The sequence below is a fragment of the Desulfoferula mesophila genome, assembly GCF_037076455.1.
GTDB classification, from domain to species: domain Bacteria; phylum Desulfobacterota; class Desulfarculia; order Desulfarculales; family Desulfarculaceae; genus Desulfoferula; species Desulfoferula mesophila.
In genome coordinates this window covers 424111-445537 of the sequence record NZ_AP028679.1, presented here as the reverse complement: position 1 = coordinate 445537, position 21427 = coordinate 424111, and the positions used below count along the sequence as shown (strand labels likewise).

The window sequence follows — 21427 nt, the reverse complement described above, 5'->3', positions numbered from 1 at the left end:
TGAATATCGGCACAACTAGATGGCGGTACGGTTACATTTCAACCTAGCACTTCGATTTCACGTTGTTCATACTGGAAATGGCACGCAAAAGCGGGAGGAGGGAGCAGTGGCAAGCATGAAAAGGCTTTTGATGACCATTGCCTTGGTTTTGGGGCTCACCATGCTGCCTTCGGCCGGGGCGTTCGCCGCCACCCAGGCGGAGCTGGAAGCCAAGATCAAGGCCATGGAGCAGACCCTAAACCAAATGAAGGCCGAGTTGGGCCAGGTCCGGCAACAACAGCAACAGCAGCAACAAGCGGTCCAGGCCGCCGCCACCAGCAAGTTGCCCGCATGGGCCGAGCGCATCACTTTTTTCGGCGACGTGCGTTTCCGCTACGAGCACACCACCTATGACGAAACCACCCTCGACGGGGTGCCCACCAGCAAGAGTGACAAGGACCGGTTCCGGGTGCGCCTGCGCTTCGGGGCGCGCAGCCAGATCAACGAAGACGTGGAACTGGGCATGCGCATGACCTTGGGCAGCGACGACGACCCGACCAGCACCAACGTGACCATGGGCAATTACTTCGGGGAATACACCACTTGGGGCATCGATGAGGCCTACGTGAAGTGGACTCCCTCCCTGGTTCCCGACAAGGCGTTCACCTTCAGCTTCGGCAAGGTGCCCCAGCCCTTTGTCACCACCAAGGTCATCTGGGACTCCGACGTGGTTCCCGAGGGCGCGTTCATCAACTACACCTTCAACAAGGGCGGCGACTGGCGGCCCTTTATCAACGCGTCCTTCATGACCGTGAACCAGCCCGGCGATTGGAGCAGCAACGATTACGCTCCGGCCGCCCAGGCCGGCATCAAGGGCAGAGCGGGGGCCTTTTCATTGGTGGGCACGGCGGGCTACACCGCCTGGGGCAACCTGGGTGATCCGGGCGATTTGCCCCCCAACCTGCACGGCACCCCCACCTATACGGAAAACGGCGAGACGCGCACCACCAATTACCAGGTGTGGGACGTGTTCGCCCAGGCCGCCTTCAAGTTCTCGCCCAAGGGTTCGGTGGGCATGTGGGGCCAGTACGTGCAAAACGCCGATTCCTCCGGCCCCTACCAGGACAAGGACAGCGGCTATGGCGTGGCCGGCTTTGTCACCTACGACAAGTTCAAGTTCCTGGTTCTGTACAAGGACGTGGAGGCCAACGCCACCCCGGGCTTCATCGCCGACAGCGACTCCGGTTATGTAAACCGCAAGGGCTGGCAGCTGGAAGGCGAGTACCAGATGTGGAAGTACGGCAAGCTGCAGGTCACCTATTACAACACCGAGCCGGACGACGCCAACATCCCCGGGGCGACCAACAAGTCCCAGACCATTTTCGTCAATACTATCTTCAAGTTCTAGCCAAACACTCCAGCGCCCCCGGCCCCGGAGGGCCGGGGGCGCTTTTTTGGGCCGTCATTTTCCCTCGCGGGCCCCTCTTTGTCACATCTCTGTAACATTCCAGTCACCCCAAGGAAATATCCGCGCATTACATTTAGCCGTAAGTCATTGTGCTTCACCAAGGATGTAATGCGATGTTGCAAGTTCCCCAGGCCCAGGCCATCACCGGAGACAACGCTCCGCCGGTGGCCGTCGCCCCATTGACCAAACGCAAGGTGACCAGCACCGTGCAAGAGGCGCGCATCAAGCGCCTGTTCGTGGCGTCCGGTTTCTTCTCGGTCATTATCATGGGGCTGATCGTCCTGTTCTTGTTCAAAGAGGGCTTGGGCCTCTTCTCCACGGTCAGCGTCAAGGACTTCCTTTTCGGCGACTTCTGGTACCCCACCTACGATCCGCCCGACTTCGGCATCCTGCCCCTGATCGCCGGGTCGGTGGCGGTAACGGTCATCTCCTCGGCCATCGCCGTGCCCCTGGGCGTGGGGGCGGCCCTGTATCTGGGCGAGGTGGCCGGCCACCGCACCAGGGAGATCCTCAAGCCGGCGGTGGAGCTGCTGGCCAGCCTGCCTTCGGTGGTGCTGGGCTTCGTGGGCATGGTGGTCATCGCCCCGCTGATGCAGCAATGGTGGGACATCCCCACCGGGCTCAACGTGCTCAACGCCTCCATCATGCTGGCCATCATGGCCATCCCCACCATCACCTCCATCGCCGAGGACGCCCTGCACGCGGTGCCCAAGGATCTGGTGGAGGCCTCCCTGGCCCTGGGAGCCACCCGCCTGGAAACCCTGACCAGGGTGGTGGTGCCCGGAGCCATGTCCGGCATCGGCACCGGCACCATCCTGGGCATGAGCCGGGCCATGGGCGAGACCATGGTGGTGTTGATGGTGGCCGGCGGCGCCGCCCAGATCCCCGGCAGCATCTTCGACTCGGTGCGCCCCCTGCCCGCCACCATCGCCGCCGAGATGGGCGAGACGCCTTTCGGCTCCGAGCACTACCACGCCCTGTTCGCCATCGGCATCGTGCTGTTCTTGCTCACCCTGGGCTTCAACCTGGTGGCCGCCTACATCAGCCGCCGCTTCCAACAGAGAGGAGCGGCCACCTTATGATCCGCCACTCCCTGGCCTCGCGCCACCTCAGCCAAACCCTGGCCTTCGGCCTGTTCCGCCTGCTCATGCTCACGGTGCTGGCGACCCTGGGCGGCATCCTGCTCTACGTGTTCATCCACGGCATCGGCGCCATCAGCTGGGAGTTCCTTACCGCGGCTCCCAAGGACTCCATGACCGCCGGCGGCATCTTCCCGGCCATCATGGGCACCCTCTACCTCACGGTGGGGGCCATCCTGGTGGCCCTGCCCCTGGGGGTGGCCGCGGCGGTGTATCTCAGCGAGTACGCCACCGACGGCAAGGCGCTGAGGATCGTGCGCCTGGGCATCCAAAACCTGGCCGGGGTTCCCAGCGTGGTCTTCGGCCTGTTCGGCCTGGCCCTGTTCGTGGGCTACTTCCACCTGGGCATCTCCATCGCCGCCGGTTCCCTCACCCTGGGCCTGTTGATCCTGCCCACCGTGATCGGGGCCAGCGAGGAGGCGCTTCGCCAGGTGCCCAGCACCTTCCGCGAGGCCTCCCTGGGCCTGGGGGCCACCCGCTGGCAGACCATCCGCAAGGTGGTGCTGCCCGCCGCCCTGCCCGGCATCCTCACCGGCTCCATCCTGGGCATCGGCCGGGCGGCCGGGGAAACCGCGCCCATCATGTTCACCGCGGCCACCTTCTTCACCGTGGGCCTGCCCCGTTCGCCCCTGGACACCGTAATGGCCCTGCCCTATCACATCTACGTGTTGGCAACGGCCGGGACCCACATAGAGCAGACCCGGCCCCTGCAATACGGCACGGTGCTGGTTTTGATCAGCATGGTGCTGGGCCTGTCCCTGGTGGCCATCATTATCCGCACCCGCATGCGAAAGACCAAAAAATGGTAAAGACCAGCGCCGCGCAAAACCTGAAAGCGCCGACGGAACCTTCCGGCGTTCCCGAAAGACCCATCATCGAAGTCAGGGGTCTGAACTTCTATTACGGTGATTTCCAGGCCTTGACCGACATCAACATGACCGTCAAGCGCAACCAGGTGACCGCCCTCATCGGCCCCTCGGGCTGCGGCAAGTCCACCTTCTTGCGCCTACTCAACCGCATGAACGAGCTGATCCCCGGCACCAAGGTGGAGGGGGAGCTTTTGTTCGAGGACATCAACCTCTACGATCCCCAGGTGGACCCGGTGGACGTGCGCCGCCGGGTGGGCATGGTCTTCCAAAAGCCCAACCCCTTCCCCAAGACCATCTACAACAACGTGGCCTACGGGCCGCGCCTGCACGGCCTGAAGGAAGCCAAGAACCTGGACCAGATCGTGGAGCGATCGCTCAAGTCCGCCGCCCTGTGGGACGAGGTGAAGGACATCCTGCACCAGAGCGCCCTGGGTCTCTCCGGCGGGCAGCAGCAGCGCCTGTGCATCGCCCGGGCCATCGCCATGTCGCCCGAGGTGCTTTTGATGGACGAGCCCACCAGCGCCCTGGACCCCATCGCCACCAGCCGCATAGAGGAGTTGGTCAAGGAACTCAAGCAAAGCTATACTGTTATAATCGTTACTCACAACATGCAGCAAGCAGCCCGGGTCAGCGACGACACAGCCTTTTTCTACATGGGCCGTTTGGTGGAAATGGGCCCCACCGAGGGTATTTTCACCAAGCCCCAGAAGGAACAGACCGAGCACTACATCACCGGCCGCTTTGGTTAGACCGCTCCTGTGGAGAAATAATTCATGCAAGGGCTATCGTATTTTCATCGTCGCATGCAAGAGGTCAAGGAAGACCTTTTGAAAATGGCCGGCCGGGCCGAGGAAGCCGTGTACACCGCCACCCAGGCTCTGGTCAAGCGCAACCGGGCCCTGGCCCAGACCGTTATCCAAGGCGACCGGCGCATCGATTTGATGCAAAACGAGATCGAGGAACGCTGCATCAGCCTGTTGGCCACCCAGCAGCCGGTGGCCGTGGACCTGCGCTTCCTCTCGGCGGTCATCAAGATAACCAGCTTCCTGGAGCGCATGGGCGACCAGGCCGTGAACCTGGCCCAGCGGGTGGACGTCCTGGCCGAGATGAGCCCCAGCGACACCCCGGCCACCCTGGTGGCCATGGGCGACATCGCCCGCGAGATGGCCAAGACCTGCCTGGACGCCTTCGTGGCCGAGGACGTGGCCAAGGCCGAGGCGGTGTTGGCCCGCGACGACGAGCTGGACCACCTGTGCCGCACCTTCCTGGAGGAGATGATCGCCTGGATGACCGAGGAACGCCGGGTCATCCGCCGGGGGGTGGAGCTGGTCCTGGCCAGCCGCCATTTGGAGCGCATCGGCGACGAAGCCACCAACGTGGCCGAGGAAGTGGTGTACCTGGTGGAGGGCCGCATCATCCGCCACGGCGGCAAGAAGGGCATCGCGGCGGGCCAGGCCTGACAATCTTTCCCAGCCAAACCAAGCGCGGCCGTCCCCCGGGGCGGCCGCGATCTTTTTAGACCGGCCGGAGGCCGCAAAGGGCTTGCAAGCGGGGCGCTATGCGGTTATTAATCCAGACTCGTCCCCTGGCCCCAACCCCGTTTCCCAAAGTGAAGGTAATATTTCATTGAGCGAAAATCCCCCTGCCGCCGAAAAGAACCTGTCGCAAATAGCCGACGAGCTTAAGCTGGGCCTGGGCCAGGTGCGCGCCACCGCCGCCCTGTTGGAGGAAGGGTCCACCGTGCCCTTCATCGCCCGCTACCGCAAGGAGGCCACCGGCTCCCTGGACGAGGTGGCGGTCATCGCCATCCGCGACCGCCTGACCCAGCTCAAGGAGTTGGACGCCCGCCGCGAGGCCATCCTCAAGTCCCTGGGGGAGCGCAACCTGCTGACCCCGGAGCTCACAACCAAGGTCAACGAAGCGCCCACCATGGCCCAGCTGGAGGACGTGTACCTGCCCTTCAGGCCCAAGCGGCGCACCAAGGCCATGATGGCCAAGGAAAAGGGCCTGGAGCCCCTGGCGCTGTTCATCCTGGCCCAGGAGCCGGGCGCCGATCCCTTGGCCGAGGCCCAGGGCTACGTGGACCCCGAAAAGGGGGTGGAGGGCGTGGGGGAGGCCCTGGCCGGGGCGCGGGACATCATCGCCGAGATCGTCAACGAAAACGGCGAGGCCCGCGCCGCCATGCGCGCCCTGTACCAGGAGCGGGCCATCCTCTCCAGCAAGGTCATCACCGGCCAGGAGGAGGCGGGGGCCAAGTTCAAGGACTATTTCGAGGCCAGCGAACCGGCGGCGGGCGCCGCCGGGCACCGCATCCTGGCCATCCGCCGGGGGGCCAAGGAGGGCCACCTGATCATGCGGGCCGCCCCGGACCCGGATCAGGCCCTGGCCATCCTGCGCCCCATGTTCGTCAAGGCCGAGGACCCCTGCGGCGAGCAGGTGGGCCTGGCCGTGGACGACGGGTACAAGCGCCTGCTGGGCCCGGCCATGGAGGTGGAGCTGCGCCTGGCCCTGCGCAAGCGGGCCGAGGAAGAGGCGGTGAGGGTCTTTGCCGAGAACCTGCGCGAGCTGCTGATGGCCGCGCCCCTGGGCCCCAAGCGGGTGTTGGCCCTGGACCCCGGCTTCCGCACCGGCTGCAAGGTGGTCTGCCTCAACCGCCAGGGCGACCTGTTGCACCACGGGGTGATCCACATCATGGGCGCGGGGGCCCGCCAGGAGGCGGCCGCCACTCTGCGCCACCTGGTGGAGACCTACCAGATCGAGGCCGTGGCCGTGGGCAACGGCACCGCCAGCCGCGAGACCGAGGAGCTGGTGCGCTCGCTGGAGCTAAAGGACGTCGTCGTGGTGATGGTCAGCGAGGCCGGGGCCAGCGTGTACTCCGCCTCGGAGGTGGCCCGCCAGGAGTTCCCGGACCTGGACCTGACCGTGCGCGGGGCGGTGTCCATCGGCCGCCGGCTCATCGATCCCTTGTCCGAGCTGGTCAAGATCGACCCCAAGTCCATCGGGGTGGGCCAGTACCAGCACGACATCGATCAAGGCCAGCTTTCGCGCAGCCTGGACGACGTGGTGGTGAGCTGCGTGAACTCGGTGGGGGTGGAGGTGAACACCGCCAGCCCCCAGCTGTTGGCCGCGGTCTCGGGCCTGGGGCCCGCCCTGGCCCAGAACATCGTGGCCCACCGCGAGACCAACGGGCCTTTCAAAGAGCGCGGCGAGCTGCTCAAGGTACCGCGCCTGGGGCCCAAGGCCTTTGAGCAGGCGGCCGGCTTCGTGCGCATCCAGGGCGGGGTCAACCCCCTGGACGCCTCGGCGGTGCATCCGGAGTCCTACCCCCTGGTGGAGAAGATGGCCCACGACCTGGCCTGCCGCCTGGAAGACCTGATCCGCGACCAGAGCCTGCGCGCGGGCATCAAGCCCGAGGCCTACGTGAGCGAGGAGGTGGGCCTGCCCACCATCAACGACATCCTGGCCGAGCTGGCCAAGCCGGGGCGCGACCCCCGCGAGAGCTTCGAGGTCTTTTCCTTTGCCGAGGGGGTGCACACCCTGGAGGACCTGCAGGTGGGCATGCGCCTGCCCGGGGTGGTGACCAACGTGACCAACTTCGGGGCCTTCGTGGACGTGGGGGTGCACAACGACGGCCTGGTGCACATCAGCCAGCTGGCCGACCACTTCGTGCGCGACCCGCGCCAAGAGGTCAAGGTACACCAGACGGTGGAGGTGGTGGTGATCGGTCTGGACCTGGGCCGGGGCCGGGTGTCGCTGTCCATGAAGAGCGACCCCTTCGCCGACCTGACCGGCCGCGAGAGCGGAGACGGCCAGGGGCGGCCCCGCAGCAAGGGCAAGGGCTCCCGGCCGCCCCGCCGGCCGCAAGGCCAACGCCCGGAGCCCCCCAAGCCCTTTAACAACGCCTTCAGCCGGGCCTTCGAGAAGCTGAACAAGAGCTAGCCCGCCCCCTGATCGAGCTATCGCAACCGCCCCTCGGCCCTGGGCCGCGGGGCGGTTTTCATGGGTCGGGCGTCTGTTACTGGGCCGCCTCCACCCGGCAGGGCACGTAGCGGTGCAGCGGGGTGCCGATGAAGTCGCGGTGCGCGGCCGAGGTAAGGCGGTTCACGTTGAGGCCGTAGACCTGGCCGTCGTAGACGAGCCCGAAACCGTGGGGGATGAGCACCATGCCCTGGCGCACCTGGCCGCTCACCTGCAGCTCGCCGCTCCCCGTGCCCGCCGCGGTGGTCACGCTCACCGTCTGGCCGTCCACAAGGCCCAGGGCCTCGGCGTCGGCCGGGCTCAGGGCCACGGTGCAGGCCCGCTTGCCCTGGTTCCAGGCCGGGTTGCGCATCATGGTGTTGGCGTTGTAGTCCATGTGCCGCCCCGCGTTGAGCACCAGGGGCCAGGCGGGGTCGGGCTGTAGTTCGCGGGCCTCGTCCGCCGGATTCAGGGCCTCGGCTTCCTGGGCCAGCTCGGGGATGTACACCTCCAGCTTGCCGGAGCCGGTGCGCACGTCGCTCCAGGCCTCGGCCGGGTCCGCCTGGCCGATCCACAAGCCTTGGGGGTTGTCCAGGATTGCCTGAAACACCCGGTCGCCCAGGTCCGGACCCGGCGCGAAACCGGCCCGAGCCGCATTGGCCGCAAAGGCCTTGGGCGCGGTCATAAGCATGCCCCAAAGCCCGGCCAGGGCCGCGCTGTCCCACTCTTGCCCCAGGGTTTCGGCCAGCACAAAGGGCAGCATCATCTTGGCCGCCGGCTTGTCCGCGGCCCAGCGCATGAGCTGCATGCCAAAGGCCAGCCGGTTCCCCTGGGCCGCTTCCTTGAGTTCCTGGGAAACCTCGGGCACCAGGCCCAATTCCTTGGCCAACAGGTGGTAGATCTGCGAGGCCTCCTTGCACTGGGCCGGGGGCTCCACCAGGGGGCGCCGCATCTGGAAGTACACCTCGGGGTAGGTGTTGGCAAAAAAGGTGCCGTCCCAGGACTCGTAGAAGGTGCGGCAGGGCAGTACGTAGTGGGCCAGGCGGGCCGTCTCGCTCATGACAATGTCGTTGACCACCAGCAGGTCCAATTGGGCGAAGGCGCGCTCGTAGGCGGCGGTGTCCGGGTAGGAGCGCAGGGGGTTGCAGGCGCTGACCAGCACCGCCCGCAGGCGCTCGGGATGGCCGCTGGTGATCTCCTCGGGCATGGCCGCCGGAGGGAAGGAGCCGGCCGCGGCGGGGGGAAGGTTGGTGGCCACGGTGCGCCACACCTTGGGGTCGCGCTCGTCGGCGTGATAGCCCAGGGGCATGATCATGCCGGGCACCAGGTTGCCCCCGGAGCGGCACAGCCTCCCGCACACCGCGCAAAGCAGCATCAGCAGGTAAGAGTTCAGGGTGCTGCGCCGTCCCATGTACAGGCCCAGGTCCGGATGCACGCTCCAGGCCTTGGAGCCCAGCAGGCGGCACAGCTCCACCACCTGGCCGTAGTCCACCCCGCAGACCTCCAGGGCGGCTCGGGCGTCGAAGCCCGTGAACCAGGGCTTGATCTGCTCCCAGCCCTCCACCCGGCGCTCCAGGTAGTCGGCATCCTCCCAGCCGTTTTGCACCATCAGGGCGATCATGGCCTTGAGCAGCAGGGCGTCGCTGCCCGGCCTGAGGGCCAGGTGCATGTCGGCGATGGCCGCCGTCTCGCTCTTGCGGGGGTCCACGGCCACCAACAGGCGGTTGAAGTCTTTGCCGATCTCGGTGAGAACCGCGCGGGCCCGGGGCATCTGGTGGCTCATCATGCCGTTCCAGCCCCAGGCCAGCAGCATCTCGCTACGCTCCTCGTCAGACTTGGTCACGTTATACTGCCGGCCCAGGAGGCGCCCGTGCACCCACCAGTGCCCGCTGAATTCCTGACCGGCCGAGGAGTAATAGTAGTGCGAGCCCAGGGCTCGCAGCAGGCGCACCCCAAAGGAGGCCTCGAAGCTGCCGCCGGGCGCCCCGCCACCCATGTAGGCCAGGCAGCGGGGACCGTGTTGGCCCACCAGTTCCTTGAGCCGTGCCGCGATCTCGGCCAGGGCCTGCTTCCAGCTAATAGGCTGGAACTCATCCCCCACTCGTTTGAGCGGCTGGGTGAGGCGGTCGGCGGGGTATTGGTGGTAGATGACCTTGAGCCCCTTGCGGCAGGCGTAGCCCTTGGAGCGGGGGTTGTCCTTGTCCGGCCGCACCCTGGTCAGCCGGCCGTCCTCCACCATCATCTCCAGGCCGCAGTTCTGCGCGCACAGCACGCATCCGGTCTTTTGCCAAGCACCCATGGTCATCCCCTTGTCGCGGTCAGGCCCGCTCCGCCCTGCGAAGTTTTGTTTGAATACGAACTATATCCTCAAAAAAAATAATCCCCTTTTTACGCGGCCAGGTCCTTGAGCAGGCGGCCCAAAAGCAGGCGCTCCTCGCTGCTCAGGCCGGCCAGGAACTCCTGGTTGGCCGCCTGGCGCTGGTCTACGAGCTCCCGGCGCAGCTCGTCGGCCTTGGCCGAAGAAAACAGGCGCAGCATGCGCCCGTCGTCCGGGTCGGGCCGCTTTTCCAGCCATCCGGCCTCGTTCATGCGCTCCAAGGCCCCGGAAAGGGTGGCCTTATCGATGGTCAGCTCCTTGCCCAGCTCGGTGGCGCTGGCCCCCGGCCGGCCCCAGAGCATCTCCAAGATCACGTATTGCAGGTTGGTCAGGCCATAGGGCTTCAGCCGGGCCTGCACCAGGCTGTGCCCCTTTTGATAGGCCTTGGACAACAGAAACACGTAGCACTCTTGGGTCACGATGGTCGGCGCCTCTCGGGAAGATAGTTCGTATGCCAACTTATCTCGGAACCGATAAAGGTGTCAACGGCTGAATGCTCCCCCCGCTTTCACACCGCCTTCATCCCCCTGTTACCTGGCCGTCACATTGCCTTGGTATCCCTAAAAGCATCGAAGGCGGATCAACGCCAAGGGAGATGTCTCGTGGGCAAAATTGACGAAAACCTGGTGATGTTCCTGCTGCTAGCCACAGCCACCTGGATCTGGTCCATGGTCGTTTTCGCCGGTTGGCGCCTGCGTCGGCGGGTGCGGGCCGGGCTTCCCGGACCGGTAGTCCACGATCACCTGGTGCAGATCACCTTGCGCGGCACGGCGTTGTTGCTCCTGGCAAGCCTGGCCGGTTTGGTGGCCCTCTCCTAAGCTGCGATCTCGATTCACGCCTTTCTCCCGACTTCTCCTCCCTTGCCGAGCCCGGACAGCCCCCAAGGGGCCGTCCGGGTTTTTTTATGCCCGCGAGAGCGGGGATTTCACGGTATTATATGGTAATACGCGTTAACCCGGCAGCGAAGAGACGCATATGAAAAAAGGCAAGCCCGAGGTCATCACCTTCAAGGCCGATCCCGCCCTGGTGGCGGCCATGGAAGGCATCGACAACCGCTCGGAATTCATCCGCTCGGCCATCTTGTCCGCCCTGGACGGGGTGTGCCCCCTGTGCCAGGGCACGGGCATCCTCACCCCGGAGCAGAAACGGCACTGGGCGGGATTCGCCCAGCACCACCACGTGGAGCGCTGCTCCACCTGCGACGCTCCCCACCTGGTTTGCGACGCCGGCAGGACCCGCGAAGCGGCGGACCACTAGGAAAGGCGGCCCTTGGCCCTTATCGAGATCAAAGGGGTGGATTTCGCCTACAACGGCCGCCCGGTGCTGGCCGGGGTGGACCTGAGCATCGAGCAGGGCGAGTTCCTGGCCCTGGTGGGCCCCAACGGCGGCGGCAAGACCACCCTGCTCAAGCTGATGCTGGGGCTGGTGGCCCCCCAAAAGGGCACGGTGCGCGTATTCGGCCTGCCCCCGGTCAAGGCGCGGGCCCGCATCGGCTATCTGCCCCAGCACGCCCCGGTGGACCCCGGCTTCCCGGTGTCGGCCCTGGAGGTGGTGCTCATGGGCCTCATGGGCGCGGGCTCCGGCCTGGGTTTGTGGCGGCGGGGACAGAAACGCGCCGCCCTGGCCGCCCTGGACAAGCTGGAGGCCGGCGACTTGGCCGGACGCAGCTTCGGGCGGCTCTCCGGGGGCCAGCGCCAACGGGTGCTCATCGCCCGCTCCCTGGTGGCCGGGCCGGAGCTGTTGCTCTTGGACGAGCCCACCGCCGCGGTGGACCCCCGGGGCGGGGTGGACCTGATGAACATCCTGGCCGGGCTCCAACCCCAGGTGACGGTGGTGCTGGTCACCCACGACTTGGGTTTCGTGTCCCCGGCGGTCAGCCGGGTGGCCTGCATCAACCAGAGCCTGAGCATCCATCCCACCCAGGTGATCAACGGCAGTCTCATCAGCGAGCTCTACGGCGCGCCGGTGCGCCTGGTGCGCCACGACCACGACCTGGAGCACGGGGGGGCTCATGAATGAGTTCCTGAGCGCCGTGGCCGGCCACGCCTTTTTGCAGCAGGCCCTGGTGGCCGGGGCCCTGGCCAGCCTGGCCTGCGGGGTGGTGGGGGCCTACGTGGTGGTCAAGCGCATCAGCTACATCGCCGGGGCCATCGCCCACAGCGTCTTGGGCGGCATGGGCCTGGCCCGCTATTTGGCGGTGGCGCACGGATGGAGCTGGCTGCACCCGATGCACGGCGCGGTGGCCGCCGCCCTGGCCGCCGCCGGGATCATCGGCCTGGTGAGCCTGCACGCCCGCCAGCGCGAGGACACCATCATCGGCGCGGTGTGGGCGGTGGGCATGGCCACCGGAGTGGTGTTCATCGCCCTGACCCCCGGCTACGACGTGCAGCTCATGAGCTACCTGTTCGGCAACATCCTCATGGTCACCCCGGAAAACCTGTGGCTCATGGCCGGGCTGGACGCGGTGGTGCTGGGGGCGGCCCTGCTCTTGTACCGCCAGCTCTTGGCGGTGTGCTTCGACCAGGAGTTCGCCCGTTTGCGGGGCCTGCCCGCCGATTTCTACTACCTGCTCCTGCTGGGGCTCACGGCGCTCACCGTGGTGCTCTTGTCCCAGGTGGTGGGCATAATTTTGGTGATCGCCCTGTTGACCCTGCCCGCGGCCACGGCGGCCAACTTCTTCCGCCGCCTGGGGCCCATCATGGCCCTGGCCGCCCTCGTCTGCCTGGGGGTCACCTGGGGCGGCCTGGCCCTGAGCTACGGCCCGGACCTGCCCGCCGGGGCGGTGATCGTGCTGTTGGCCGGGGCGGTGTACCTGGTTTCCCTGGGCCTGGGCCGGCTGGCCCGCAAGGACTAGTCCACCTATTCATTAATGCAGGGCGCCCGCGAACGACTTTTGTCTTTATTCGATCCCGCTAAAAAGCATTGGTGTCGTAATGGTGCGTTTACAAGCCGAGCCCGGCACAGCCAGGCACCGCGGGGCAAGGCGGCAGGCGAGCGGGGGCCGCGGCTGTAGCCAAGCCTACAGCGAGGCCGACGCGCAGCCGACGACGCCGCCATGCGGGGTCTGGCGAAGCCGGCGGCCCAACTCTTTGGCCCAAAGTCACCTTTATGCTAGACTAATTTAGCCCCGCGGGGCGGCAGGCAAAAAACTACCCATGGGAGTCTAAAATAATGAGCAAGTTCAGCTCGGTGGACGAGGTATTGGATTTCGCGATCGCCCGCGAGGAAGAGGCCACCGCCTTTTATCTGCAGATGGCCCAGCGCATGGACAAGCCCTGGATGAAAAAGGCCTTCGAGGACTTCGCCGACGAGGAGCTGGGGCACAAGGACAAGCTCATGGCCGTGAAGCAAGGCAAGACCCTGACCCCGGAGGGGGTGAAGGTCACCGACCTGAAGATCGCCGACTACGTGGTGGCCGCCCCGGTTAGCCCGGACATGACCTATGGCGACGCCCTGAGCGTGGCCATGCAGCGGGAGAAGAAGTCCTTCATGCTCTACAGCCGGTTGGCCGCTAACTGTAACACTCCGGAGCTCAAAAGCACCTTCGAGGCTTTGGCCCAGGAAGAGGCCAAGCACAAGCTGTGGCTGGAGGTGGAATACGACGACAAGGTGCTGACCGAAGACTAGTCAGGGCGACCCTCAAAAATTCAGCCCCCGCCCGAGATCGGGCGGGGGCTTGTTTTTGCCTCGGGCTGTCGGGGGCCTAGCGGCAGGACCCGCAGCGCAGCTTGCCGTTGCAGTTGTTCAGGTTGTTGCAGTTCCTCAGATTCACCCGGCTGCCGCGCCAATCGCCGTTGCTGGCCCGGCACTCGGCCCACAGGGTGTCGCCCTCGATGCGGGCCCGGCGGCAGGAGTTGCGCCAGGAGCCGCCGGGCATCTGCCACTGATGGCCCTGGCCCTCGCAGACCAGGCGGCCGTCCTGGTTGGACAGGTTGCCGGAGCATTTGTTCAGCGGTATCCAGGCCTGCACCCAGCGCCCGCTGCCGTCGCGGCATTCGGCCAGCAGTTCCTTGCCCTGCACCCGGGCGTCCCGGCAGGAGTTGCGCCAGCTGCCGCCGGGCAGGCTATGCCCCCCGCCGCCGCCGTTGCAGGTGAGCCAGCCGCCCTGGTTGGCGATGTCGCCGTTGCAGCGGGTGTAGTGAATGCGGGTGTCGTTGCGGCCGTCGCGGTTGTTTTTGCAGCGGCAGTAGAGCCAGCCGTTTTCCACGTAGCAATCCTTGCAGGAATTGCGATAGCTGCCCGGCGGCAGCACCTTGGCCTGGGCCGGCTCCGGGGCCGGGGCCGGAACCAAGAACAGCGCGAGCAGCAAAACGGCTAGGCCGGTCCACAGGGCCTTTCCGTAGAGTAAGCGTTTCATGTTTTCATTCCTCCTCCGCGAACCTGGTAACACCTTGTTGCGGCCCTCGGCTACCACCAGCTGTAAGGACCATAGTACCAATAAGGATTGGGGCCCATGCCCACCGGGCCCCACATGGGGTCCGCAAAGCCGCCGGCGGGATAGACCCGCACCACGTCGGGCCGCTTGGGCCACAGCTTGACTTCCTTGCCCCTGAGCAGCACGTACTTGTATTTGACCTCGCCCACCGGCAAAAGCTCCACCCCCACCACCTGGCCCACCACGGTGACCTCGCGGTTCTTGTGGTAGATCTCCGGGTCCAGGAAGCCGGGCATGGCCACGACGAAGCGGCCCGAGGACTCATAGCCGGTCTTGGGGCGGTCCTGGGAATCCAGGGCCAGCTGCAGCACCTCGATGAGGGTGCCCTTTTTCTTGTTTACCGTGCGGATGATGCGCCCGCCCCACAGCACCATCTTGTCCATGTTTTCCTTGGGATTGTCGCGGACCTGGGGCAGGGTGAGCTTCTGGTCCACCTGTTTCATCAACGCCGGCGGCGCCACCGGGGGGGCGCACCCGACCGACAACAGCAGGCAGGCTGTCATGGCGAGGGCCAGACAAAGGCCCGCGCTGCGCTGGAACATATTTTCCTCCAGGTCTGGTGTGACATTTTTTTGGATTATAAGCCAGGCCGGGGCGTAGCCCTAGAAAAAAGCGGCCTTTGGCCGCGCGCGGGAGCCCCGATCCGGCCGGAAGGGGCCTTTATTCGGCCTTGACCGGCTCGTTGATCAGCTTGTTAAGGGGATAGGCGTAGTAGATGATGGACATCTCTTCCAGGGTGTAGTCCTGGTTCACCCCTATGGTGAAGCTGGCTTCCTGGGCGGGGAGGAACACGGTCAGGTAGGTGAAGCGCGGCCAGTCGCCGGCCTGCATGTACAGGGCCTTCTTGCCGTCCAGGGTGGTGGAGCGCCCCTCGCCCTGGTCCAGGTTTTCGTCCGGGTTGTCCAGATCCAGGCGGTATTCCAAAAAGGCGCCCTGGTCCTTGAAAATGACCATGAGCTGGGGAGCGCAGGAGCCGGCGCTACGCAGGCTGGCCGAGTCGTTGAGCTTCCAGCCCGGCGGGGCCGCTTGCACGGCCAGGGAGCGAAACTCATCCAGGGTGGGCGGCCAAGCCGCGGCGGAAGCGGCGCTGAACAACACTAGCAGGCATGCCAAGATAACGCGGCGCATAATCTCCATCCTTTGGGCTCTATTGTGGAGCAGAGTCCGCCATTGGTAAAGGGCTTTCTAGGAGGGAGGCGCGCGGGACGCCGTATCGGAGGCAAAAATAGCGGCCGGCCCCTCCGGGGAGGGGCCGGCCCGGCAAGCCTTGATCTATCCGACCGCCTTGACCGTGCGGTGGCCGTTAGGCAGGGAGTCGATTATATCGAGAGCCTCCTCGCGGTAGGCGTCCATGATGTGATCCAGGCCGGTGACCAGGGCCGCCTCGTCGCTCAGGGCGGCCAGGTCGCGGCGCTCGATCAGATCCACCCGCCATTTGCGCGCACCGGCCATGAGCTGCTGCAGGCCCACCCGGAGCTTCTGGCAGGCGGTGTAGATGCCCACCGCGCCCAGGGGGATGTTGTTCATCTCCTCGCCGAAGCGCTCCTTGAGCTCCTCGTAGCACACGAAGATCTCTTCCTTGGTGGCGCCGTATTTGCTCACCGTGCTGGGCAGGCCGCCGTCTTCGCCGGCCATCCAGCGACCGATGTTCTTGCCCACCATGCCGGGGATCATCAGGGCGCGGCCCATGCACACGGCCTTGGTGTAAGGCGCGCCCAGGGCCAGGGCCTTGAAGATATGGTCCTCGGCGCTGAAGCCACCGGCAAAGGCGATGTCCGGCACCCAGCCGCCCCGGGCGTCCAGGCGGCTGCACAGCTCGTGGGCCATGCTGTGCAGATAAAGGGCGGGCACGCCCCACTCGCACATCATGCGCCAGGGGCTCATGCCGGTGCCGCCGGGCGCGCCGTCTATGGTCAACAGGTCGATGCCCGCCTCGGAGGACCAGCGGATGGCCATGGCCAGCTCGCGCATGGGATAGGCCCCGGTCTTGAGCGTCACCCGCTTGGCCCCCAGGGAGCGCAGGCGCTCGACCTCGGCCATGAAGCCCTCCTGGTCCACGAAGCCCAGGCGGCTGTGGCGCTCGAACTCGGTGATGGCCCCTTCGGCGAAGGCGGCCTGGACGGCCTTGCTGTCCGGGTCTGGGGTGACGATGTAGCCGCGCTTTTTTAGCTCCCGGGCCCGCTCCAGGGAGTGCACCTTGATCTCGCCGCCGATGCACTTGGCCCCCTGGCCCCACTTGAGCTCGATGGTCTCCACCCCCAGCTTGTCGATGACGTATTCGGCCACCCCCAGGCGGGTGTCCTCCACGTTCATCTGCACCAGGATGTCGCCATAGCCCTGGTGATAGCGGCGGTAGGCCTCCACCCGGCGCTCCATGTCCGGGGCCTTGGCCACCTTGCCGTGCTTGTCGAACTCCAGGCCGGGGTCGATGCCGCAGACGTTTTCACCGCACACCAGGCTGATGCCGGTGATGGCCGCGCCCACCGCGAAGTGCTCCCAGTTGGCCCGGGCGATCTCGGTGGAGCCCAGGGCCCCGGTGAAGATGGGCATGGTCTGCTGCACCGGGTGGGTGGTGCCGAAGCTGGTCTCGGTGTTCACCGCCGGGAAGGTGGCCTGGTCCGGGTCGGCCACGCAGCCGCCCGCGCCCAGGGCGTAGCCCATGATGTTCAGGTGGCTGTAATCCACCGGGTAGTCCTTGTCCGCCCCGGCGGTTATTTCTCCGAAGGGGCCGGGGTAGAGCAGCTCGCGGCCCCGGAAGGTGGCGTTGAACATGTCGCAGTTTCCCTTGCAGCCGTCCACGCAGCGGGAACAGATGCCCGACTGGGGGGCCACGCTACGCGAGCGGTTCTTGGTCTGCAGGGCCTCGTTGGCATTGGGGCGGTTCAGGTTCATGGTATCCTCCCGATCCTGGCGCGGCGGCAACGCCCGCCGTTTATATTAGTTTTACTTAAAGGCAACTATTGCCTTATCAGCCAAAACCAATACCTTTGTCAAGCCCCCGCCCCGGGACTTTTATCTGGGTTTATTAGTATTTTTACGTGTTATATAAATATGTTATATTATAGGGCCTCATGATGGGCTCAACGAAAAACCTAGGGCTTGTCCGGCGTTTTACGGCAATATTGCAGTATTACCTGGAATAATATCTCGTTGATGCGGCATGCACCCCGGCAGGCTATAAAAAATTATAATTAATTTAAATTATGCTTGTTTTTTTAGTGATAAGAACAGAAGCCTCGGCAACCGGATTAACAACAAATTAAAATGGCGGGTGCTCGTGGAGGGGTGCCGGGCGGCAATTGCCGCCCTTGGCGACGCCATAAGGAGTAGGTATGGATAGGCATTGTTGGGTTTCGGGCCGCGCCCTCTACCCAACCTACGCTATCGCCGGATAGGCATCAGCGGCACAGCCGGGGGTTCGTGAGCAAGGCGTCGGACCAGCGAGGCCCGCAGGCGTATATGCCGATACGCCGAGGAGGAGAGCACCGCCTGGCGAAGGGGCCTAAAGACCTAGCTGATCTTGAGCCACAAAAGACGGGCCGGGCCCCGGCCGGGGTTGCTCCATTGGGTGGGCATCTCGGAGGTGAGGTAGACCACGTCGCCCGCCTTGAGGTTTTGCACGCTTTGGCGCAGCTTGAGCTGCAGGCGCCCGCTGAGCACGTAGCCCATCTCCTCGCCCTTGTGCATGAACCAATGCGAGGGCAGCGAGCCGCCCGGAGCCACCTCGATGAGATAGGGCTCGGCCTTGCCGCCAAAGTCCATGGGGGTGAGCAACTGGGCGCTCACCACCCCGGGGGACAGGTCTTCCAGGCGCACTTCCTGGGCGTCCTCGGCGGGAAACACCAAGCGCCGGGAGGACTGGCCGGTATCGGAGAAAAAGGAGGCCACCTCCACCCCCAGCACCTCGGCCATCTTGAGCAGGGCGGGCAGGGAGGGATAGATGTGGTTGCTCTCCACCTGGCTGATGGTGGAAGGGGTCACCCCCACCATGCGGGACAACTCCGTCTGGCTCAGCCCCTTTTTGACCCGCAGCTCCTTGAGGCGCAGGCCCAGCTCCACCAGGCCGGTGGCCCGGCGCTGCTGGTCGAAAACCACGGTGTGCTCGCGCACCCAGTAGTTGTGGGGCTGGTGCTGGCTCTCCAGGGAGCGGTTCTCGGCCTTGAGGATGGTCAGGCTGGTGGTGCCCCGTTTGATGGCCAGTTCGATGACCACCTGGGCTATCTGGCCGATCTGGGCCTTGAGCCGGGTGGTGTGGGCCTGTTTTTCCATGATCCAATAGGCCACGGTCTGCAGCTCGTAGAGCCGGGGGCAGGCGTGGCCGTAAAAGCGCAGGATGGCCTCCTCTCCGCCCCACAGCTCGCTCATGCCGGTGAGGCTCTCGAAGACGAAGCGCACGTCGCCGGTCAGCTCCCCGTGCAGGGCGTAGAGGACCTCGCCCACCGCCTCCGGATCCTGGGGGCGGTTCATGGGCTCCACCCGGCAGGGCGGCTCGGTCTCTTGGTAAAAGCGCTGGAAGATCTCGCTGCCCTGACCCTTGCCCCAGGTGAAACAGTCCAGGATGGTCAGTCCCTGGTAATTGGCCAGAGGCCCCAGCTTGTCCAAAAGGTTTTTGGGGGAACGGTCGAAGGTCACATAGATGATGGGGCGCTGTTGAGCCTGGGAAGCCAGGATGAAGTTGTGGCAAAACTCCCAGGCCAGGGAGCCCGCGTCGTCCTGCCACACCACGTTGTCGCCGATGTGCAGTCCGCCCAACAACTTGTCCAACTGGCTGACCCCCGAAGCCACTCTCTGCGCTTGCGTCGCCACGACTCCTCCCAACCAGGCCCCAAAATAATTAACCGGCAAAAAGCATTGTAGGGCCAATCCCTTATAAGTGCCGGTTCGGTTTTACAGACTTTATTATAACCTCTACTTAAATACTAAGCCAGTCCGGGTAATATCGTCATCTCCTATACCCATATAAATCCACCATATATATTTCCTATTTTACAACTACGCGAACCTACATTACTTTCAGTGAAACTCTTAAAGGGCCGGACACCTTTCAGGAGCGCCGCATGCCTTTAATGGCGTACGCGCAAAAGCTTTTTCTATCCCCTTGGCTTTACCGCTTGGCGCGTTGGGCTCTGGGGGCGGTATTCGTCTATGCGGGAGCGGTGAAGCTCATGGACCCTGGCTCCTTCGCCTCGGTCATCGACCGCTATGGCATGGCCCCGGAGTTCCTGGTTCCCGTGGCGGCCCTGGGCCTTCCCGCCCTGGAGGTTCTGGCCGGGGTGGGGCTCATCCTGGATATCAAGGGGAGCCTCAGCGTGTTGGCGACCCTCTTGGTCATGTTCGCGGTGGTGCTGTGGTTCGGAGCCTTGCAGGGCCTGGACATCGACTGCGGTTGTTTCAGTTCCAGCGATCTGGCCGAGCACGACTCGCTGCGCCAGGCCCTTCACCGAGACCTGATTATGCTGGCCATGGCGGCCTATCTATACCTCTGGCGCTGGCGGCGCCGGGGAAGCCGGGCGGCCGTGGCCTGGCGTTACGCTTACCAAGCAAACTCTAGAGAGGTGAGAACGTGAAGAAATTTTCCCTGATTACCGTGCTGACCCTTACCGCCGTGCTGGCTTTGGGTTCCCTGGCCTACGCCGGGCTGTTCGGCGACAAGGAGTTGGAGAAGGAAAAGCTGGTGGTGACCTTTTATGAAGAGGTCAAGCGCGGCGACTATGAAGTAGTGGACACCGCGACCCTCAAGGGCTGGGTGGACGCCAAAAAACCCATGGTCATCGTGGACACCATGCCCTTTGAGTCCTCCTACAAGAAGAACCACCTCCCCGGCGCGGTGCAGTTCCTCTTCCCCATCCCCGATGTGACCGAGATGAAGCCCGAGGACCAGGCCAAGTACAAGAAACTGCTGGGCGACAACAAGGACATGGTCATCGTGGTCTACTGCGGCTTCCCCAAGTGCACCCGCAGCCACAACGGCGCCATGTGGGCCAAGAAGCTGGGCTACAAGAACGTCTACCGCTATCCCGGCGGCATCAAGGCCTGGATGGAGTCGGACTACCCCGTAGCCTCCTCCGAGTAGCTCCCAACGGGACCGTTGGTCCGCCGGTCCTCCGACCCGGGGCTTCGCGCCCCGGGTCTTTTTTGTGCCCGAAATCTGCGCTGTTGGGCCTGGAGCGGGCATGGTTTATCATGAAAGGGAGGTTTGTCCATTCGATCCGGGAGGGGGACATGAAAAAGTGGGACGGTAAGCAGCTCGCCGCCGCCTTCGCCTTTTTGGTGGCCGGCCTGCTGGTGGCCTGGCTGGCCGGGAGCGTGTTGGGCCTGAAGCAGGAGTCGGTGATCATCGCCATATTCCTGCTGCCGGTCCTGCTCTATTTGGTGTTCACCGGCCAGATCGAAAACCTCAAGGGCCCGGGCGGCTGGGAAGCCAAGTTCCGAAAAGAGGCGTCCCAGCCGATGGAAAAGAAGGTGGCCGACCAAAAGATGGAGACGGAGAAGGCCAACCAGATCGATAAGGCATCCGTGTCAAGGCTCTTCGAGCAGTTGGAACAGTCCGACCCTTCCCTGCCCTTTTTGCTCAACATCCAGATGCCGGCCCCGCGAGCCGTTGACGAGAACCGCGACCCCCGGGAGGAAACCCACTCCCCCTTTGATTCCGAGATAATGATCGACTACCTGCGCAAACTGGAGCAGTGGGGGGAGTTGGCCTTCGTGGTCTTTCTGGCCCCGGAGGGCCGCCCCCTGGGCTATGTGGGGCCCGAAGTGCTGCTGGAACATTTGAAGAACAACCAGAACAGGGCGGTTTTCATGAACCGCCTGAACCAGGGGGACCGCACCGCCCCGTTCCTGCTCCCCTCCCTGCACACCCAGTTCCTGCCCGCCCAGGCCACCCAGTCCCAGGCGCTCAGGAGCATGCTGGAACTGCGCATGAAAGACATGTTGGTGCAAGACAGCCAAGGCAGGATTTTGGGGTTGGCCAACCGGGAGCAGTTGACCGGAGCAATGCTGCTTTCCCTGGCCCAGGCCACCGAAAAGCCATAGGGCCTTTTCCATGAGCCGCGATGCATGGCGGCAACGAGGCGATTTCGCCGATGCCTGCTGCCGAGTTCCACCTCTTGTTGCCTCGCAAGGCTCGGCAACCCAGACAGCAGAGCTGTCTGGGCTACCCGCCGGGCTTTCTCCACTCGGCGAGCCGTGTAGGGGCGGGGT

Annotated in this window: 21 protein-coding genes; 14 read left to right on the top strand and 7 right to left on the bottom strand. The window is 64.8% G+C overall.

All coding sequences use genetic code 11. The annotated features are described in order from the left end of the window. Positions 1–115 precede the first annotated feature (115 nt). The 6 genes from AACH32_RS02080 to AACH32_RS02055 all read left to right on the top strand — a co-directional run bounded on the left by AACH32_RS02080 (position 116) and on the right by AACH32_RS02055 (position 7394). Positions 116–1387, top strand: a complete 1272-nt coding sequence (locus AACH32_RS02080) for a putative porin (RefSeq protein ID WP_338604983.1) — start codon at positions 116–118, stop codon at positions 1385–1387. A 173-nt stretch (positions 1388–1560) separates the two neighbouring features. Then, positions 1561–2529, top strand: coding sequence for a phosphate ABC transporter permease subunit PstC (pstC, locus tag AACH32_RS02075; RefSeq protein WP_338604982.1), 969 nt, complete (start codon positions 1561–1563; stop codon positions 2527–2529). Next, on the top strand, positions 2526–3395 hold the full coding sequence (gene pstA / locus AACH32_RS02070) for a phosphate ABC transporter permease PstA (RefSeq protein ID WP_338604981.1): 870 nt from the start codon (positions 2526–2528) through the stop codon (positions 3393–3395). Before pstC ends, pstA begins: the two co-directional genes overlap by 4 nt. After that, the gene (pstB, locus tag AACH32_RS02065) at positions 3389–4204 is read left to right on the top strand and encodes a phosphate ABC transporter ATP-binding protein PstB (protein ID WP_338604980.1); all 816 of its coding nucleotides are present in this window, start codon (positions 3389–3391) and stop codon (positions 4202–4204) included. Before pstA ends, pstB begins: the two co-directional genes overlap by 7 nt. Before the next feature lie 24 nt (positions 4205–4228). Further along, on the top strand, positions 4229–4915 hold the full coding sequence (phoU, locus tag AACH32_RS02060) for a phosphate signaling complex protein PhoU (protein ID WP_338604978.1): 687 nt from the start codon (positions 4229–4231) through the stop codon (positions 4913–4915). A gap of 166 nt (positions 4916–5081) precedes the next feature. Then, a complete protein-coding gene (locus AACH32_RS02055) occupies positions 5082–7394 on the top strand; it encodes a Tex family protein (protein WP_338604976.1) in 2313 nt (770 codons plus the stop codon). Positions 7395–7470: 76 nt separating this feature from the next. Here the strand turns inward: AACH32_RS02055 and AACH32_RS02050 are convergent, their stop codons facing one another. After that, entirely contained in the window at positions 7471–9711 is a 2241-nt protein-coding gene (locus AACH32_RS02050) for a molybdopterin-containing oxidoreductase family protein (protein WP_338604974.1), read from the bottom strand. Positions 9712–9800: 89 nt separating this feature from the next. Then, positions 9801–10247: a MarR family winged helix-turn-helix transcriptional regulator gene (locus tag AACH32_RS02045; protein WP_338604972.1), complete on the bottom strand. Its 447-nt coding sequence runs from the start codon at positions 10245–10247 to the stop codon at positions 9801–9803. 144 nt (positions 10248–10391) lie between these two features. Between AACH32_RS02045 and AACH32_RS02040 the strand changes: the two genes are divergently transcribed. The 5 genes from AACH32_RS02040 (at position 10392) to AACH32_RS02020 (ending at position 13416) form a co-directional block, all read left to right on the top strand. Continuing rightward, entirely contained in the window at positions 10392–10607 is a 216-nt protein-coding gene (locus AACH32_RS02040; RefSeq protein ID WP_338604969.1) for a hypothetical protein, read from the top strand. 157 nt (positions 10608–10764) lie between these two features. Then, on the top strand, positions 10765–11046 hold the full coding sequence (locus AACH32_RS02035; protein ID WP_338604966.1) for a hypothetical protein: 282 nt from the start codon (positions 10765–10767) through the stop codon (positions 11044–11046). 12 nt (positions 11047–11058) lie between these two features. After that, positions 11059–11808, top strand: coding sequence for a metal ABC transporter ATP-binding protein (locus tag AACH32_RS02030; RefSeq protein WP_338604964.1), 750 nt, complete (start codon positions 11059–11061; stop codon positions 11806–11808). Beyond that, positions 11801–12643 carry a metal ABC transporter permease gene (locus AACH32_RS02025; protein ID WP_338604961.1) on the top strand — a complete coding sequence of 281 codons (843 nt, stop codon included), beginning with the start codon at positions 11801–11803 and terminating at the stop codon, positions 12641–12643. Before AACH32_RS02030 ends, AACH32_RS02025 begins: the two co-directional genes overlap by 8 nt. A gap of 317 nt (positions 12644–12960) precedes the next feature. Beyond that, entirely contained in the window at positions 12961–13416 is a 456-nt protein-coding gene (locus AACH32_RS02020; protein ID WP_338604958.1) for a ferritin-like domain-containing protein, read from the top strand. 76 nt (positions 13417–13492) lie between these two features. Here AACH32_RS02020 and AACH32_RS02015 read toward each other — a convergent pair whose 3' ends face one another. From AACH32_RS02015 to AACH32_RS01995, 5 genes are all read right to left on the bottom strand, one after another. Continuing rightward, entirely contained in the window at positions 13493–14146 is a 654-nt protein-coding gene (locus tag AACH32_RS02015; protein ID WP_338604956.1) for a CVNH domain-containing protein, read from the bottom strand. A gap of 50 nt (positions 14147–14196) precedes the next feature. After that, positions 14197–14766 carry a Slp/YeaY family lipoprotein gene (locus AACH32_RS02010; RefSeq protein WP_338604954.1) on the bottom strand — a complete coding sequence of 190 codons (570 nt, stop codon included), beginning with the start codon at positions 14764–14766 and terminating at the stop codon, positions 14197–14199. A gap of 118 nt (positions 14767–14884) precedes the next feature. Further along, positions 14885–15352 (bottom strand): hypothetical protein, encoded by a 468-nt coding sequence (locus tag AACH32_RS02005; RefSeq protein ID WP_338604950.1) that lies wholly within the window; start codon positions 15350–15352, stop codon positions 14885–14887. Between the two features lie 144 nt (positions 15353–15496). Then, a complete protein-coding gene (locus AACH32_RS02000) occupies positions 15497–17116 on the bottom strand; it encodes an FMN-binding glutamate synthase family protein (protein WP_338604946.1) in 1620 nt (539 codons plus the stop codon). 618 nt (positions 17117–17734) lie between these two features. After that, on the bottom strand, positions 17735–19030 hold the full coding sequence (locus AACH32_RS01995) for a helix-turn-helix domain-containing protein (RefSeq protein WP_338604944.1): 1296 nt from the start codon (positions 19028–19030) through the stop codon (positions 17735–17737). A 251-nt stretch (positions 19031–19281) separates the two neighbouring features. On the opposite strand from AACH32_RS01995, the gene AACH32_RS01990 reads away from it, so the two are divergent. From AACH32_RS01990 to AACH32_RS01980, 3 genes are all read left to right on the top strand, one after another. Then, on the top strand, positions 19282–19791 hold the full coding sequence (locus AACH32_RS01990; protein ID WP_338604941.1) for a MauE/DoxX family redox-associated membrane protein: 510 nt from the start codon (positions 19282–19284) through the stop codon (positions 19789–19791). Next, entirely contained in the window at positions 19788–20297 is a 510-nt protein-coding gene (locus AACH32_RS01985) for a rhodanese-like domain-containing protein (protein ID WP_338604938.1), read from the top strand. The genes AACH32_RS01990 and AACH32_RS01985 overlap by 4 nt, the downstream gene beginning before the upstream one ends. A gap of 149 nt (positions 20298–20446) precedes the next feature. Continuing rightward, the gene (locus tag AACH32_RS01980; RefSeq protein ID WP_338604936.1) at positions 20447–21259 is read left to right on the top strand and encodes a hypothetical protein; all 813 of its coding nucleotides are present in this window, start codon (positions 20447–20449) and stop codon (positions 21257–21259) included. The last annotated feature ends 168 nt before the right edge of the window (positions 21260–21427 follow it).